General features: G+C 63.2%; 12 protein-coding genes. 8 read left to right on the top strand and 4 right to left on the bottom strand.

Annotation, left to right across the window (positions count from 1 at the left end):
• Nucleotides 1–99 precede the first annotated feature (99 nt).
• Entirely contained in the window at nucleotides 100–1,185 is a 1,086-nt protein-coding gene (locus JOF46_RS02735) for an inositol-3-phosphate synthase (protein WP_209905912.1), read from the top strand.
• A 123-nt stretch (nucleotides 1,186–1,308) separates the two neighbouring features.
• Here JOF46_RS02735 and JOF46_RS02730 read toward each other — a convergent pair whose 3' ends face one another.
• Together JOF46_RS02730 and JOF46_RS02725 are read right to left on the bottom strand one after the other, a co-directional pair.
• Nucleotides 1,309–2,994: a formate--tetrahydrofolate ligase gene (locus tag JOF46_RS02730; protein WP_209905911.1), complete on the bottom strand. Its 1,686-nt coding sequence runs from the start codon at nucleotides 2,992–2,994 to the stop codon at nucleotides 1,309–1,311.
• Between the two features lie 146 nt (nucleotides 2,995–3,140).
• Nucleotides 3,141–4,673 (bottom strand): outer membrane protein assembly factor BamB family protein, encoded by a 1,533-nt coding sequence (locus JOF46_RS02725; protein WP_209905910.1) that lies wholly within the window; start codon nucleotides 4,671–4,673, stop codon nucleotides 3,141–3,143.
• A 134-nt stretch (nucleotides 4,674–4,807) separates the two neighbouring features.
• Between JOF46_RS02725 and JOF46_RS02720 the strand changes: the two genes are divergently transcribed.
• Nucleotides 4,808–5,737 (top strand): Cof-type HAD-IIB family hydrolase, encoded by a 930-nt coding sequence (locus tag JOF46_RS02720; protein ID WP_245347976.1) that lies wholly within the window; start codon nucleotides 4,808–4,810, stop codon nucleotides 5,735–5,737.
• A gap of 257 nt (nucleotides 5,738–5,994) precedes the next feature.
• Here JOF46_RS02720 and JOF46_RS02715 read toward each other — a convergent pair whose 3' ends face one another.
• Both JOF46_RS02715 and JOF46_RS02710 read right to left on the bottom strand, forming a co-directional pair.
• Entirely contained in the window at nucleotides 5,995–6,141 is a 147-nt protein-coding gene (locus JOF46_RS02715; RefSeq protein ID WP_175475394.1) for a hypothetical protein, read from the bottom strand.
• A 400-nt stretch (nucleotides 6,142–6,541) separates the two neighbouring features.
• Nucleotides 6,542–7,981 carry a CCA tRNA nucleotidyltransferase gene (locus tag JOF46_RS02710; protein WP_209905908.1) on the bottom strand — a complete coding sequence of 480 codons (1,440 nt, stop codon included), beginning with the start codon at nucleotides 7,979–7,981 and terminating at the stop codon, nucleotides 6,542–6,544.
• Nucleotides 7,982–8,154: 173 nt separating this feature from the next.
• Here JOF46_RS02710 and JOF46_RS02705 point away from each other — a divergent pair, with 173 nt between their 5' ends.
• The 6 genes from JOF46_RS02705 (at nucleotide 8,155) to JOF46_RS02680 (ending at nucleotide 14,893) form a co-directional block, all read left to right on the top strand.
• Nucleotides 8,155–8,700, top strand: a complete 546-nt coding sequence (locus JOF46_RS02705; protein ID WP_175475393.1) for an NUDIX hydrolase — start codon at nucleotides 8,155–8,157, stop codon at nucleotides 8,698–8,700.
• Nucleotides 8,684–10,417: a murein biosynthesis integral membrane protein MurJ gene (gene murJ / locus JOF46_RS02700; RefSeq protein ID WP_245347975.1), complete on the top strand. Its 1,734-nt coding sequence runs from the start codon at nucleotides 8,684–8,686 to the stop codon at nucleotides 10,415–10,417. The genes JOF46_RS02705 and murJ overlap by 17 nt, the downstream gene beginning before the upstream one ends.
• Before the next feature lie 143 nt (nucleotides 10,418–10,560).
• A complete protein-coding gene (locus JOF46_RS02695) occupies nucleotides 10,561–12,135 on the top strand; it encodes a hypothetical protein (protein ID WP_209905906.1) in 1,575 nt (524 codons plus the stop codon).
• 109 nt (nucleotides 12,136–12,244) lie between these two features.
• A complete protein-coding gene (gene trxB / locus JOF46_RS02690) occupies nucleotides 12,245–13,228 on the top strand; it encodes a thioredoxin-disulfide reductase (RefSeq protein WP_209905905.1) in 984 nt (327 codons plus the stop codon).
• Nucleotides 13,229–13,277: 49 nt separating this feature from the next.
• Nucleotides 13,278–13,601, top strand: a complete 324-nt coding sequence (trxA, locus tag JOF46_RS02685) for a thioredoxin (RefSeq protein WP_209905904.1) — start codon at nucleotides 13,278–13,280, stop codon at nucleotides 13,599–13,601.
• Between the two features lie 1,118 nt (nucleotides 13,602–14,719).
• On the top strand, nucleotides 14,720–14,893 hold the full coding sequence (locus JOF46_RS02680; protein WP_209905903.1) for a hypothetical protein: 174 nt from the start codon (nucleotides 14,720–14,722) through the stop codon (nucleotides 14,891–14,893).
• Nucleotides 14,894–15,560 lie beyond the last annotated feature (667 nt).

Genomic DNA, 15,560 nt, shown 5'->3' with positions numbered 1-15,560 from the left:
CCTGGGGAATAACCGGCACGGCTTCTCACTTAGCATTGAAAGTGTGCCGGGCGGCGGGTCTTCCCCTGCCTGGAAGTTTTAGATTTTGAGGAGACAAAGGTGTCGGAAAATCCGATTCGGGTTGCAATCGTTGGCGTGGGCAACTGCGCCACCTCGTTGGTCCAGGGTGTCCAGTACTACCGTGACGCGGACCCGCAGGCCGCCGTTCCCGGACTGATGCATGTCCAGTTCGGCAAGTACCACGTCAACGACGTGCAGTTCGTTGCGGCCTTCGATGTGGACGAGAAGAAGGTCGGACTGGATCTGGCCGACGCCATCCTCGCTTCCGAGAACAACACCATCAAGATCGCTGACGTTGCCACCACGGGCATCACCGTGCAGCGCGGCCACACCCTTGACGGCCTGGGCAAGTACTACCGCGAGACCATCACCGAATCCTCCGCCGAGCCGGTGGACGTGGTTGCGGCCCTGAAGGACGCCAAGGTCGACGTGCTGGTTTGCTACCTGCCTGTCGGATCCGACGCGGCGGCCAAGTTCTACGCCCAGGCATGCATCGACGCCGGCGTGGGCTTTGTCAACGCCCTGCCGGTGTTCATTGCCGGAACCAAGGAATGGGCCGACAAGTTCACCGCTGCGGGTGTCCCGATCGTGGGCGACGACATCAAGTCCCAGATCGGCGCCACCATCACCCACCGGGTGATGGCCAAGCTGTTCGAGGACCGCGGCGTGGTCCTGGACCGCACCTACCAGCTGAACGTCGGCGGCAACATGGACTTCAAGAACATGCTTGAGCGCGACCGCCTGGAATCCAAGAAGATCTCCAAGACCCAGGCCGTCACCTCCAACACCTCGGCCAAGCTGGAAGCGGACGACGTGCACATCGGCCCGTCCGACTACGTCGCCTGGCTCGATGACCGCAAGTGGGCCTTCGTCCGCCTTGAGGGCCGCAACTTCGGCGACGCCCCGGTGTCCCTGGAGTACAAGCTCGAGGTGTGGGATTCCCCGAACTCCGCCGGTGTCATCATCGACGCCGTGCGTGCCGCCAAGATCGCCCTTGACCGCGGAATCGGCGGACCGCTGGTCTCGGCGTCGTCATACTTCATGAAGTCCCCGCCGGAGCAGTTCAACGACGACATCGCCAAGGAAAAGGTCGAGGCCTTCATCCGCGGCGACATCGAACGCTAGGCACTTCACGCCCCGCGCTCCCGGGGGCCAAATGCCGAAGCCACCACGTATGTGGTGGCTTCGGCATTTAAGCTCGTTTTTGCCGGTTTCGGGGCACGTCGCAGTACCTGTGCTGCAGGCGCCCTATGACAGGCCCACTGCGTTTCCGTTTTCATCGACGTCCATGCGCATGGCGGCCGGGATTTTGGGAAGGCCCGGCATGGTCATGATCGCACCGGTGATTGCCACGATGAAGCCGGCACCTGTCTTGGGGATGAGGTCCCGGACCTGCAGCGTGAATCCCTCGGGGGCGCCCAGGAGCTTGGGGTCGTCGGAGAACGAGTATTGGGTCTTGGCCATGCACACCGGCAGGTTGTCCCACCCGTTGGCGTGGATTTGCTCAAGCATCCGCTTGGCCCCGGCCGAGTACTCGACGCCGTCTCCTCCGTAGATCTCGCGGACCACGGTCAGGATCTTGTTTTCGACAGGCTGATCCAGGTCGTAGAGCGGGGCAAAGTTGTTCGGTGCCTCGATGGCGCGCAGGACGGCGGCGGCCAGGTCCTCGGCCCCCGCACCGCCTTGGCCCCAGACATCGGCCACGGCGCATTCGATGCCGTTCGCGGCGGCCCACTCGGTGACAACCGCGAGTTCACCGTCGGTGTCGGTGGCAAACTTGTTCAGGCCGATGACCGGCTGGATCCCGAACTTCTTGATGTTCGAGGCGTGCCGGGCGAGGTTTGCCATGCCCAGGCGCACGGCTTCGACGTTTTCTTCCTTGAGGCCGTCCTTAGCCACTCCCCCGTGCATCTTCAACGCCCGGATGGTGGCCACCAGGACGACCGCGTCGGGGTTGCAGCCCGCATAGCGGGCCTTGATGTCCATGAACTTCTCGGCGCCAAGGTCTGCGCCGAAGCCGGCCTCGGTGACTACGATGTCTGCCAGCGAGCGTGCGGTGTTGGTGGCTATTACGGAGTTGCAGCCGTGCGCGATGTTGGCGAACGGGCCTCCGTGGATGAAGGCGGGAGTGCCAGCCATGGTCTGGACAAGGTTGGGCTTGATCGCGTCCTTGAGCAGCATGGCCATGGCTCCGGCGGCGCCGAGGTCATCGACCGTGACCGGGGCCTTGCCATAGGTGTAGCCGATGGTCATGCGTCCGAGGCGGTCGCGCAGGTCCTCGAGGCCGTTGGCCAGGCAGAAGACCGCCATGACCTCCGAGGCCACGGTGATCTCGAATCCCGTTTCGCGCGGGACGCCCTCGGTGGGGCCGCCAAGGCCGATGACGATGTTGCGCAGGGCGCGGTCGTTCATGTCCAGGACCCGCTTGAACGTGATGCGTCGCGGGTCAATGCCCAATGCATTGCCTTGGTGCAGGTGGTTGTCGAGCAACGCCATCAACAGGTTGTTGGCGCTGGTGATGGCGTGGAAGTCCCCGGTGAAATGCATGTTGATTTCATCCATGGGCAGGACCTGGGAATAGCCTCCGCCGGTGGCTCCGCCCTTCATGCCGAAGATCGGTCCCAGGGACGGTTCACGCAGGGCAATCATGGTCTTGGTTCCGCTGGCGGCCAGCGCATCCCCCAGGCCCACCACCATGGTGGATTTCCCTTCACCGGCAGGGGTCGGGGAAATGCCGCTGACCAAGACCACTTTTCCTGGCTTCACGCCGCGTGCCGTCAAGAGTGCCGGATCAATCTTGGCCTTGTACCGGCCATAGGCCTCAACCGCTTCTTCCGGAATCCCCGCCGACTCGGCTATCTCGGAAATTGGCTTGAGCACCGCCCGCGAGGCAATCGCAAGATCACTCATGTCGGTTTCTGGCGTCGCTGTCATCGTGTGTCCCCTATCTGGATTCCCGGTGTTCGGGGGATGAGGAAGACCAAGGCGTTTGGTTTTCCTTGATTCACCTTCAAGCTACCACCGCGGGAGCGGCGGGCGCTGGCACGGCTTGCCGAACCCACCCCCGCCACCGGAGTGCCTCACCTTCCGGCTGGTCGCTCCACCGGGTAGGCAGCGACAGCATCGGCGTATCCCACCACGGCATATTTCCCTTGGCGATTGAGCATTTCAAGGGCTCCTGCACTGGTTCCGACGGCTTTCTTTCCACTGGCCGTACAGGGAAAGAGCAGGGTACCGGCATTTGCCTCCTCCGGCTCCTCATAGTGCGCCGACTTGGAACACAGGAAACGTTCGTCTGGGCCCGCCTCCATGGTCTCCCCGGTGCGGGTATCGAGAATGGTCGGCTTCTTTTCCACGCTAAGTAGCAGAGTGGAACCTCCGTCGGCCGGAGCCTGGGCCAATTCGATGTCCTCCTCTGGCTTTGGCGAGTAGGTCTGGGTCTTCCAGATGACCTTCCCTGTGACAGGATCAAAACCTTCCAGCCGCACTCGCTCGTTCTCGAGCTTTCCGGTGTCTGCTGCGCCAAAGTGCACAGCCCCCGATTCATAGATACATCGCACAGGATACGATCGCCCGTTTTCAAGGACCGTGTTGTGCGTTTCCATGGGCGCGAGACAGGCCCTGTTTGCGCCGGTTGCGCTCCACAGCACCTTTCCGTTCTCCGCGTCGAGCCCGATCATCTTGTCCTGGGTAAAGTCCCAGTCCCGGGCGACGACCTTGCCGTTCTTGTCCTTCTTCGTTGTGAACTTTTGCCCGATCGACCCCGAGTAGACACCTAATGCCGATGAGTAGTCGATGTCCCATCCTCGTGAAGTGGAGTATTTCTTTCCCATGGCTTTTGCCAGTGGCACCTCCCACGACTTGTTGTCCCCATCAAGCTTCAGGAGGTGGGCCGTCTTCCCTCGGTAATGTCCATACAGCTCCCCGCCGGAAATCGGGAAGATCGTGTCCTTGACTTCATGGTGCGGGATGAGTGTTCGTTGGATCCCCTTGGAGAGGTCGACGCGCATCCGTTGGGAACCGTTGGTGTACGGGTTGATCGATGTGTAACACATGTCTTTTTCGTCGGGGCATTGGCTGGGGAACGACTCGATCACCTGCGCCGGTCCCTCATACACGGACTTCCCCGTTTGTATGTCAAGGGCCACCGGCTTGGCCCAGACAGTGCCGCCCCAACCGTCCCGGGGCTTGGACTTCTTGAGCAGCAACACCACGTCCTTGCCGTTCGAGGTCTTGCTAAGATCCACCCCCATCGACATGCCTGTGGGGATCATTCCGCGCGCCGCCGGGGCATTCCACAGACGTTTGCCCGTGGATTCGGTTAGTCCCACCAGTTCAGGTGAATCCTTGCCCTGGGCCAGAACGACCACAACACCATTGGCCGTTTGCGGCTGGGCCAAGGCCTTGATCTTGATGCTCCACACCGGATCAACGATCTGGGTCCTTCGCATACCGGAGCTCGTCACCGGCTCTGACTCGACCGGGAGCCCGGCCCCCGAAATGGTTTCTTGTCCGGGGTTCTCGATATCCCCGCCCTGGGTGCAGGAGGCAATAAACAGTCCTGCGCAGCATATTCCTAGTGCCACGGATATTCTCCGTTTGATCTTTGCCATGACCCCATCCTAGAAAGTCCTGAAGCCCAAAAGTGAGGAAAAGAATATCTGTGGACAACTCCTCCCAGCGTCGTGGGACGGTTGTCAGAAGACCGGATTCTGCGGCCGGAGAAGGCAGTGGGAGAATGGGGCACATGCCCACAACATCTCCATTTGCCTTGCTTCTCGATGTCGACGGACCGATTGCCTCTCCAGTGACCCGCGACGTCGCCCCGGAAATCATTGGGCTGCTGCTGGATCTTGCAGTCTCCGGAATTCCCGTTGTCTTCAACACGGGACGATCGGATGATTTCATCAAGCAGCAGGTGATGGCGCCCATGATCGCGGCGGGAATGCCATCGACGTTGAAGATCCACGCGATCTGCGAAAAGGGTGCCACCTGGTTCACCTTCGATTCGACAGGCGCCGGCGAGGTGCAGGTGGACCACGATCTCGCTGTTCCAGGGCACTACTCGGATGAGATTCGGGAGTTGGTGGCTTCCTCCTTCGCCTCGCACATGTTCTTTGACGAGACCAAGCGCGCCATGGTCTCCGTCGAGCAAAACATCGATGCCGACAACACCGAGTACCGGCGCGTCCAGGCGGACTTCGACGCGGCCGCCCTGGAAGCTATGATTCGCCTGGGTCTTGGCGTGGAGCGCCTCGAGGTCAGCCTGCCGGACGCCAACAGCGGGATCGAATACCGGGTGGATCCAACCATCATCTCCACGGACATCGAGTCGGTGGCACTGGGCAAGGACCTCGGTGCCAGGCGGGCGCTGAATCTCTTGTCCGCCGACGGGATTGTGCCCGGAGCGTGGTTCACCGTCGGCGATTCGCGCACGGACTATGCCATGGCCGATTGGCTGGCTGCTCACGGACACGAGGTCAGCCACGTGGATGTACGCCCGGGTGATGGCATTCCCGCCGGGAAACCATACCCTGTGCTCACGGCCGGGGATCTTGGCCTGGGCGACGAGGTCATCCACGACCATGCAGGGCTGGCGTTCCTGCGCCACTGGCGTGCGCAACTGGACCCGGGCATGGTCATCAACTCGACGGAGCTAAGCGAAGCGTCAGTTTAAGCGGCAAAGCCCGCCGGTGAAGCCGGCGGGCTTTGCACTGTGGGTTTCAGTTGTTTCCATGGGTCTTGCTCCTGTGTCGGTGAATGAGCTGAATTCCGGATCGGCTGTGGATGCCCGATCCTAATTCACTCACCGCACGCGAAAGACCATGTCCATCGGAAGGTGGTTACGTAGTTCACGATCCCGGTTGTCCGGGTTGAACTGCGTCTGAAGCCAAGCCTTGTTCTTTGGCTTTCGGTTTTTTGCAGCCACGGTGGCTACCTCCCCTCGACCTTGTTGGAGGTGCGGAAGGCGGCCTGTTCGGCCGGCCGAGTGGTGCGGGCATGCAGCGCTTCAGGTCCGGCGAATATGAGTTCGGCGGAGCGAGCAGCCTGGGTGGTGATCGAAGAGATCTGGGTAGACATGATGAAAGTTCCTCAAGGATTTGGTCGATTAATGACTCATCAGCCTCGGGAACTTTGAAAAGCTAGGGAAGTACTAGCAGGGCGCCATTCCGGAGGCAGGGGAAGTTGCTCGAGCGGTAAAGCCGCCGAAGCCATGACGGGGCACATAGAAGCCGCCGAAATTCATTGAATTAATCATCATTCCCACCTCCTTTTCTGGAAGAACATGCCAGAAACATCTGGCGCCAATATTGTCTACTCGATCTCGATGTCTCATTGAGACTTCTCAATCACAGGTTCCACGATACACAACGATGCGACATTGCGCCACATCAATTTGGGAAAACTTTAAGGAAAGGGCCCCATATCGGCGTGTTGCTTTCGACACGCCGATACGAAGCCCTTCGAAGACCTGCCTGGACTACTGCTCGGTTGACTCCGGCTGCTGCGCCCACCACTCGCGAAGCACGGATACCGCTTCGTCCCGGTCGATCGGGCCGTTGTCCAGGCGGCGTTCGAGCAGGAAGTTGTAGGCGCGTCCCACCACCGGGCCGGGCTTGATCTCCAACAGCTCCATGATCTGCTGACCGTTGAGGTCCGGGCGAACGGCCGCCATCTCCTCCTGCTCGCTGATCTCGACGATGCGGGCCTCAAGATCGTCGTAGGCGAAGCTGAGTCGGTCGGCCTTCTTGCGGTTGCGGGTGGTGACATCGGAACGGGTCAACCGGTGCAGGCGCTCCAGCAGGTCCCCGGCATCGTGGACGTAGCGGCGCACCGCCGAATCGCTCCACCCGGCATCGCCGTATCCGTAGAAGCGCATGTGCAGCTCCACCAGCCGGGCAACGGCCTTGATGGAGTCGTTGTCGAAGCGCAGGGCGCGCATGCGCGCCTTGACCTGCTTGGCGCCGACCACGTCGTGGTGGCGGAAGCTGACGGCCCCGTTGGGCTCGAACTTGCGGGTGGCCGGCTTGCCAATGTCATGCATCAGGGCCGCGAAGCGCAGCACGAAGTCGGGTCCGGGCACCGGCCCGTCGGCATCGCTTTCCAGTTCCATGGCCTGTTCGAGCACCGTCAGGGAATGCTGGTAGACGTCCTTGTGGCGGTGGTGCTCGTCGATCTCCAGGCGCAGGGCGGAGACCTCCGGGAGCACGATGTCGGCCAGCCCGGTGTCCACCAGCAGGTCGATGCCCGCGCGCGGGTGAGCGCCGTTGATGAGCTTGACCAGTTCGTCCCTGACCCGCTCGGCCGAGATGATCTTGATGCGTTCGGCCATTTCCGACATGGCGGCCCGCACGTCGGCAGCCACATCGATCCCCAGCTGGGAGGCAAAACGCGCCGCGCGCATCATGCGCAGCGGGTCGTCGGAGAAGGACATCGAGGGTGCCCCGGGCGTGCGCACCTCGCCGGCGGCCAGGTCGACGGCCCCGTTGTAGGGGTCCACCAGTTCCAGGTCCGGCAGGCGCAGGGCCATGGCGTTCATGGTGAAGTCGCGGCGGTACAAATCGTCTTCGAGCTTGTCCCCGAAGGCCACGATGGGCTTGCGCGAGGACGGGTCGTACGCGTCGGCCCGGTAGGTCGTCACCTCGATGGTGTGCTGGTCCTTGCGCAGGGCGATGGTGCCGAAGGCGCGTCCCACTTCCCAGGTGGCATCCGCCCACCCGGCCACCACGGCCAGGGTTTCATCGGGGGAGGCGCTGGTGGTGAAGTCCAGGTCCGGGGACACCCTGCCGAGAAAGAGGTCCCGCACCGGGCCTCCCACCAGGGAGAGTTCAAAACCGGAGTCGACGAATCGCTGTCCCAGCTCAAAGATGACGGGGGGCAATAGTTCGGTGAGAACCTGGGGGGACGGTAGTTGCTGCATAGTTCTTTAAGGGTGCCAGACTTTCTGGATAGTGCCATGATCCCGGCCACTTCAATTCGGCGTTAGCTTCCACACGCCGCCAACATCACCGCCCCGTAACGAAGACACGAATAACACGCGGAGGCCGGGCGGGGCAAGCCACTAAGCGCCGCGGAACCGATAGAGTGGTTGCCATGGCTCATCCAGTTCCCAGCGCCCCGAAGCGCACGCCGTTGACTGCGTCAATGGCGCATGCGCAGGCGCAGGTGAGCCCCGGGCACCACCCGCTACCCACCGTGGAAGAGGTTTCGGCCGGCGGCGTCGTCATCGACACGTCACTTCCCAGCCTTCCGGTGGCCATCATTGCCCGCTACAACCGCGGCGGACGGCTCGAATGGTGCCTGCCCAAGGGACACCCCGAGGGCGTGGAAACCAACGAAGAGGCCGCGGTGCGCGAGATCGAGGAAGAAACCGGGATCGCCGGGGACATCCTGGCACCGCTTGGCTCTGTCGACTACTGGTTCACCGTCACCAACTACCGCGTCCACAAGACCGTGCACCATTTCCTGCTGCGTGCCACGGGCGGCGAACTGACCATTGAAAACGACCCCGACCACGAAGCCGTGGACGTGGCCTGGGTTCCCCTGCTCGATCTAGGCAAACGCCTGTCCTTCCCCAATGAGCGGCGCATCGCCGATCTTGCGCGCGAAGTACTCCCCAACTATGTCCCAGGTATCTAAGCACCCCGCGCGCCCAGGCACGCCACCCAAGATCCCGCACGCGCCGGCAGAGCAACAGGCCCAACGCCAGTCCAAGGCCTATGCCCTGATGGCCTCGGGCACCATGGTCTCGCGCATTCTCGGATTCATCCGCACCGCGCTGCTGGCCGTTGCCATCGGCTCGAGCACCACGATGGCCGACATCTTCGAGAAGGCGAATGTCATCCCGACGATCATCTTCATGCTGCTGGCCGGCGGCATCTTCAACGTGGTGCTGGTCCCCCAGCTCATCAAGGCCTCGAAGGCCTCCGACCGCGGTTCGGCGTACACCTCCAAGCTGGTGACCCTCACCATCGTGGTGATGGGCCTGGCCACGGTGCTGCTCGTTTCCATGGCCGGGCCGCTGATCAAGGTGCTGACCCTCAACTGGACCGAACCCATGATCGCCATGGGAACCACGTTCGCCTACTGGTGCCTGCCGCAGATCTTCTTCTACGGCGTCTATGCGGTCATCGGCCAGGTGCTCAACGCCCACAACCGCTTCACCGCCTACATGTGGTCACCGGTGGCCAACAACGTGGTGCAGATCCTCACCATCGGCACGTTCATCGTCCTCTTTGGCTCCTACGGCGGCGGGAACGACCAGTTGGATGGCTGGACGAGCTCCCAAACGGTCCTGCTGGCCGGTGGAGCCACCCTGGGCATCGTCGTCCAGGCCCTGGCCCTGTTCCTGCCGCTGCGCCGCATCGGGCTGAACCTGCGCCCGGACTTTTCCTGGCGCGGCATGGGCCTGCGCCACGTGGGCAAGCTTGCCGCGTGGACCCTGGGCTCGATGATGGTCGGCAACATCGCCTCGCTGGTGAACTCGAAGTTCGTCTCCGCCGCCACCAATGCCCGTGAGGGCATGCCCTTCGGCGGCGCCAACATTCCCGGCGAGCAGGCGCTGAACACCTCCCAGCTGATCACGGTGCTGCCGCACTCGATCTTTGCCCTCACCCTGGCCACGATGCTCTTCAACGAATTCACCAAGGCCTTCCACGAGAAGCGCCGCGGGGACATCGCACCGTTGCTCTCCCGCGGATTGCGTACAACCGCCGTGCCGATCGTCTTTGCCACGGTGGCCTTCATCGTGCTCGCCGGGCCGCTGGGCCGGCTGTTTGCCGGCAGTTCCTCCACCGCGATGCTGCAGGGCGCCGCCATCGGCCAGCTGCTGCTGCTCACCACGCTGGGGCTGCCGTTCAAGTCGATCCACTTCTTCATGATCCGGGTCTTCTTCGCCGAGGAGGACACCAAGACGCCCATGTTGATCCAAACGGTCATCGCCGTGCTGTGCGTCGTGCTGGCCTTCGGTGCGGTGCAGGTCCTGCCTGCGACGGAGATCGCCCGGGCCGTGGCCCTGATCTACGGGGCGACCAACGTGCTCTCCGCGGTGATCGCGCACGTTCTGGTCGTCCGCCGCTACGGGGACTACGGCGTCGCCCAGGTGATCGACAGCTATGTGCGGATCGGTGTGATGGCCGCCCTTTCGGGCATGGCGGGCGCCGGGGTGCTGTGGCTGCTGGGCGGATACAGCTGGGGATTCGCATGGAGTTCCATCGGTTCGGCCATCATTTCGATTGCCGTCGTCGGTTCCGTCATGGCCGTGGTCTACATCGTCTTGCTGCGGCTGATCCGCTCCGAGGAGCTGGATAATTTCCTCGGCCCGCTGGCCCGCCGGATCCCTGTGCTGCGGCGCTAGGTGCCTTCGCAAGCGGGCTTCGCGTGCCCGCCGCACCGGCGACATCGGGCTTGCTCTTCACGAATTCCCATCCCCGGCCCGGTAACATGGAACGGGGCACCCATGAGGGTGCCGGCAACGCAAAGTAATCCCGGGAGGGAATCGTGTCGCAGCCCATCGACGCTGGCGCCGTGCTTGGCGGCCGCTACCAGGTGACCGAATCGGTCTTGACCTCGGCAGACGGAGACCAGGTACTCAGTGGCATCGACCAGGTGCTCAACCGTCCGGTGAGCATACTCGTCGGTTCAACGGCCAATGCCTCGCAGCTGGCCACGAGCGCGCGCGAAATCGCCACCGGTGAACGTTACGCCGCGGTGCAGGTCCTTGACCTCGGCATTTCCGAGGGCAACACCTATCTGGTGACAAACCTCGCGGAGCCGGCCGACCTCCTTGACCTGGTGGTCCAGGCCGACTCGACGTACGTCGAGCCGTTCTACACCGACACCCTGGGCACCGAGATCTTTGGCGTGTCCCGCTCCTCGGAGCCAGCGAGCTACGAGGACGACGCCGAGTACTACGAGGACCAGCGCGCCCAGGAAGAGCAGCGTCCGGCCATGCTGGACAGGCTTCCGGAGATCAGCCTCAACGAGAAGCTGAACAACATCAAGGGCCGTTTCACCCGCGGCAGGCAGGTCCCCCCGGCGGCAGCGCCCGTCGCGCCGCCCGCCACGGTGGGCTCGAGCACCGAACAGGCACCCGCGGTGCCCGCATCCTCGGCACCGTCGCCCGCGGCCCCGGTTGTCCCCTCCCCCGAGGCCCCCGCGGCCACCATGGCAGCGCCCGTCACTCCCCCGGCTCCGCCCGTCGTCAAGCCCGCACCCAAGGTCACCCGGATGGAGCAGCCGGACCACGCCGAGGAGCCCGTGGTGACCTCGGCGGCCGCCCTGGCCGCGGCACAGAAGTCCCGCGGCATCACCGTCGACGAATCGGGCCAGCGAGTGCCCTCCAGCTTCCCGGTGGCGGCCCAGTCCTATTCGGAGCCGCTTGCCGACGAATACGAGGACGAGGAAGCCGGCGAGGGCGGCAAGAAGACCACGCGCCTGCTGGTCGGCGCCCTGCTCTGCGCCGTCCTGGTGCTGGCCGTCGTCTTCGCCTACAACACCCTCGGCGGAGGCAAGCCCTCCCCCGTGGCCACCGGCACCCCCACGCAGAGCGCAACCGAATCAGGCAGCGCCAGCGGGGAGACCTCGCAGTCCCCCAGCGCCGAGGCGGTCAAGCCGAAGATCGCGGACATCACGCGCCTGGTCCCCGGAAACCAGGACCTCAACTCGGACACCGACAACACGCTGGCCAAGGCCATCGACGGCAACCCGGCGAGCCTGTACAAGTCCTACTCCTACACGTCCCCGCAGTTCGGCGGCCTGGCCTCCAACATGGTGTTCATCGTGGAGCTGAAGAAGCAGTCCGACATCTCCGAGATCCAGCTCGAGGGCCTCAACGGCTCCGGCGGTTCCTTCGAGATCCGCGTGGGCAAGACCAACAACCTTTCCGATGCCAAGATGGTTTCCAGCGGTTCCTTCACGGGTCCGACGGTCACCGTACCGGTCAGCGGCGAAGATGACGCCAGCGCCCAGGGGCAATACGTGTTCCTGAACGTCACCGAGCTGCCGCGCCGCGCGTCGGGGGCCAACGCCTCACGCCCGTACGGACTGCAGATCGGCGAGTTCCGCGTCTCCTAGCCGGACAGGGCCGGGAATACCACCAAGGCATTCGCTGTTATGCCGCATAGCCCCTCTTCCCCGCGGTGTGTTTGAAACAAGACCGCACTCATGAAAGGTTCACGCACCCGTGGCCACAGAAGCACAAGACGCCATCCGCAACGTCATCATCATCGGGTCCGGCCCCGCGGGCTACACCGCTGCCGTCTACACGGCACGTGCCAACATGAAGCCCTTGGTCATCGCCGGTTCGGTGACCGCCGGCGGCGAGCTCATGAACACCACCGACGTGGAAAACTTCCCGGGCTTCCCCGAGGGCATCATGGGCCCGGACCTGATGGACAACATGCAGAAGCAGGCCGAGCGCTTCGGCGCCGAGATACTCTTTGACGACGTCACCGCCGTCGAACTGGCCGGGGACGTCAAGGTCGTCACCCTGGGCGACGGCACCGTTTACCGTGCCCACGCCGTGATCCTTTCCACCGGCTCCGCCTACCGCGAGATCGGCCTGCCCGACGAGAAGCGCCTGGCCGGCCACGGCGTCTCCTGGTGCGCGACCTGCGACGGCTTCTTCTTCCGCGACCAGGAAATCGCCGTCATCGGCGGTGGCGACTCCGCCATGGAGGAAGCCCTCTTCCTGACCAAGTTCGCCTCCAAGGTCACCGTGGTGCACCGCCGCGACACCCTGCGCGCCTCCAAGATCATGGCCGACCGCGCCCTGGCACACCCGAAGATCGAATTCATCTGGGACTCCGAGGTCGTCGGCATCACCGGCGAGCAGAAGGTCACCGGCATGACCCTGCGCAACCTCAAGACCGATGCCCGCCAGGACGTTCCGGTCACCGGAATGTTCGTGGCCATCGGCAACGACCCACGCACCGACCTCGTCAAGGACGTCCTGGACCTGACCGCCGAGGGCACCATCGCCGTCGAGGGCCGCACCTCGAAGACCAGCCTGCCGGGCGTCTTCGCCGCGGGCGATGTCATCGATGCCTCCTACCGCCAGGCCATCACGGCCGCCGGTTCGGGCTGCGCCGCCGCCCTTGACGTCGAGCACTACCTTGCCGATGTCGAAGCCGCAGCAACCGCAAACGCAGTTTCAGTCTCCAACTAATTTTCTTTCCCCAGAACGGGGAAGAGATCCTTAACGAAAGGTGCAGGCCATGAGCCAGACCAAAGACGTCACCGACGCAACTTTCCAGGCCGAGGTCCTCGAGGCCACCAAGCCAGTTATCGTCGATTTCTGGGCAGAGTGGTGCGGACCGTGCCGCCAGCTGACCCCGATCCTCGAGCAGATCGCCGCAGAGCACGCCGAGAAGATCGACGTCGTCAAGATCAACGTCGACGACAACCCGGCGATCGCCGCCAAGTACGGCATCACCAGCATCCCGGCCGTCTACGTCTTCCAGGGCGGCGAGCACGTTGCCACCTCGATCGGCGCCAAGCCGAAGCCGGTCCTTGAAAAGGAATTCGCAGCTTACCTGTAAGGCCCGCGACTTTTCTGTCCACTCGGTGCAGCCACTCCCTCGGGATGGCTGCACCGAGCTTTTTAAGGCCCTACCTCCCACCAGGGTGAGACAGTTGCAGCCAACGATGGACACTGGGACAAGCTACAATTGAAAACAAACTATATCACTTGTTTATCATTGATCTTTCGAAAAATTCCAGTTTCTCCCTGTTCTCACCTACGATCCGGGCAGTTATGACCCCGAACGATGTTGACCCTTCTGCAGTTGGAAGGTTTCAGAGGATCCACCGAACAAGGGAAAACGGTCGGCATCTGGAGTATTCGATACGCCCACTTGGGCGGGCACCGAATCGAAGGACCTGTTTGCGCTTGCAGCCGTGCTGGCTCCACTTCGTTCCCAAACGAGGTTCGGAACAGATTTGCCAACGTCCGCGGCTTCCGTCGACGACCCGCTGCAAGTGAGATTCACGGAATCATCCTCCGCGAACATCTGTCCCGCCCAGAGTCGAATGCCCCAGAGCCGACAAGGCGTCGGCCCCGGGAGCGGCTGGCCCACTCTTGCCTCGCCAGCTGCTTTCGCCTTCCAGGGCAAAGCCTGGTCCACGGTCTCGGTGCCAATGTGGGCTCCCTGACCATCACCACCCAGATTGTTCCATGCCTCCCATGTCGCCAAAAATCGACGTTTTCGGGTCCGCAGATCATCTCCGGGAAGCTCACCAACGCCGGCGCGGTGCCGGAGGCATACAGCAACCACGGGTGCTGCCGGTTTCTGGGTCCCGCTACAGGATCACTGGAACGGCTCGGCCACGAGAGGCACTTCCATCATCGGCCGCTGCCACATGATCCGAGGTTCTCGAAGCACCTGGATGATTTGTGTCCAGGTTCGCTCATGGAGCGACGGTCGCCACCCACTTGGTCGCGGGGCCGAACTCGAAAAGGTCGAGTCTCCTTAAGTGAATATTCGCGGGTATTGATGGCGCTTCCCCTTGGGGACATTGCCGCTGGAAGCAGGAACCTCCGCTGTGAGTATTCGACGCTTTGGGGGCCACCCATTATTGTGCCTGGGAGCCAGCGATATTGCCGTTGGGGGCCAGCAACTGCCCGGATGGGAGCCACCCGCCCCCGGCGGATCCACCAATGTTGAACGCTGCCGAACTTCACACGCACGTTGCAGCCTCCAGCCTCGATCCGGAGGGCGTTGTGGATGATCCGGCCCATGACCGCGTCGTCGTGGACGCCGGGGCCGGACCGTGGGCACCGGCCCGCCTGAGGGCGCTGCGGGCGGAACACCGTCCGGCCGCGACGGCGTGACATGTGCCCACGCAGCGTGCGCAGGCACATTCCGGTGGCGGGTCCCGGCAACGGCGGCGCCGCGCCGGCAGGATTGAACCGGCCATGCCGGTCCGGGGCCTTGCAACGCCGATCGGATTGTCCCGGGCAATCGTTCCGCCCCCGGTCCGACCGACTCATGGCATGGCAGCGGCCACCTCTCGACGGCAAGGCGGCTCCCGGCCATGCCATTGGTGGCTCCCATGGAGAATATTCGCGTTTTCCCGGGATGGTCACCACTGGCAATATTGCTGGCCCCACAGCAGCAAATATTCAGCTGCAGGGAACTGTTGACCCGTCCGGGTTCCAGCCATCCGACAGAAGTCCGGGCAGGCCTTCTCGCCCATGGTGAAGGTTCTTGGTTCAATCCACGACTTGTTGCGGAGGAGCCGATCCATGATCTTCGCGTGGGAATGACCACTGCCGTCCCATCGTAGGGCCCAGCCCTTCGGCTGATATCGCTTAGCAATGAAGCATCGGGGCGGATCGGCAACGACGTTCCTTGGGTTTCAAAGTCATGAGGAACAGCTTCCTGGCGGGTCCACTCAGCAACCACGCCTCGGGCAAGTGAAAAGTGCTCTCCACCCCCGGCCAACAATTTCGTGGCATCCAGGGACGGGCCTGGGCTGGCGGATGCTTCTCTTCCACG

This window comes from Paeniglutamicibacter psychrophenolicus (assembly GCF_017876575.1).
Taxonomy (GTDB): Bacteria; Actinomycetota; Actinomycetes; order Actinomycetales; family Micrococcaceae; genus Paeniglutamicibacter; species Paeniglutamicibacter psychrophenolicus.
The sequence above is the reverse complement of the archived record's forward strand: the minus strand, read 5'-3'. Positions and strand labels throughout refer to the sequence as shown.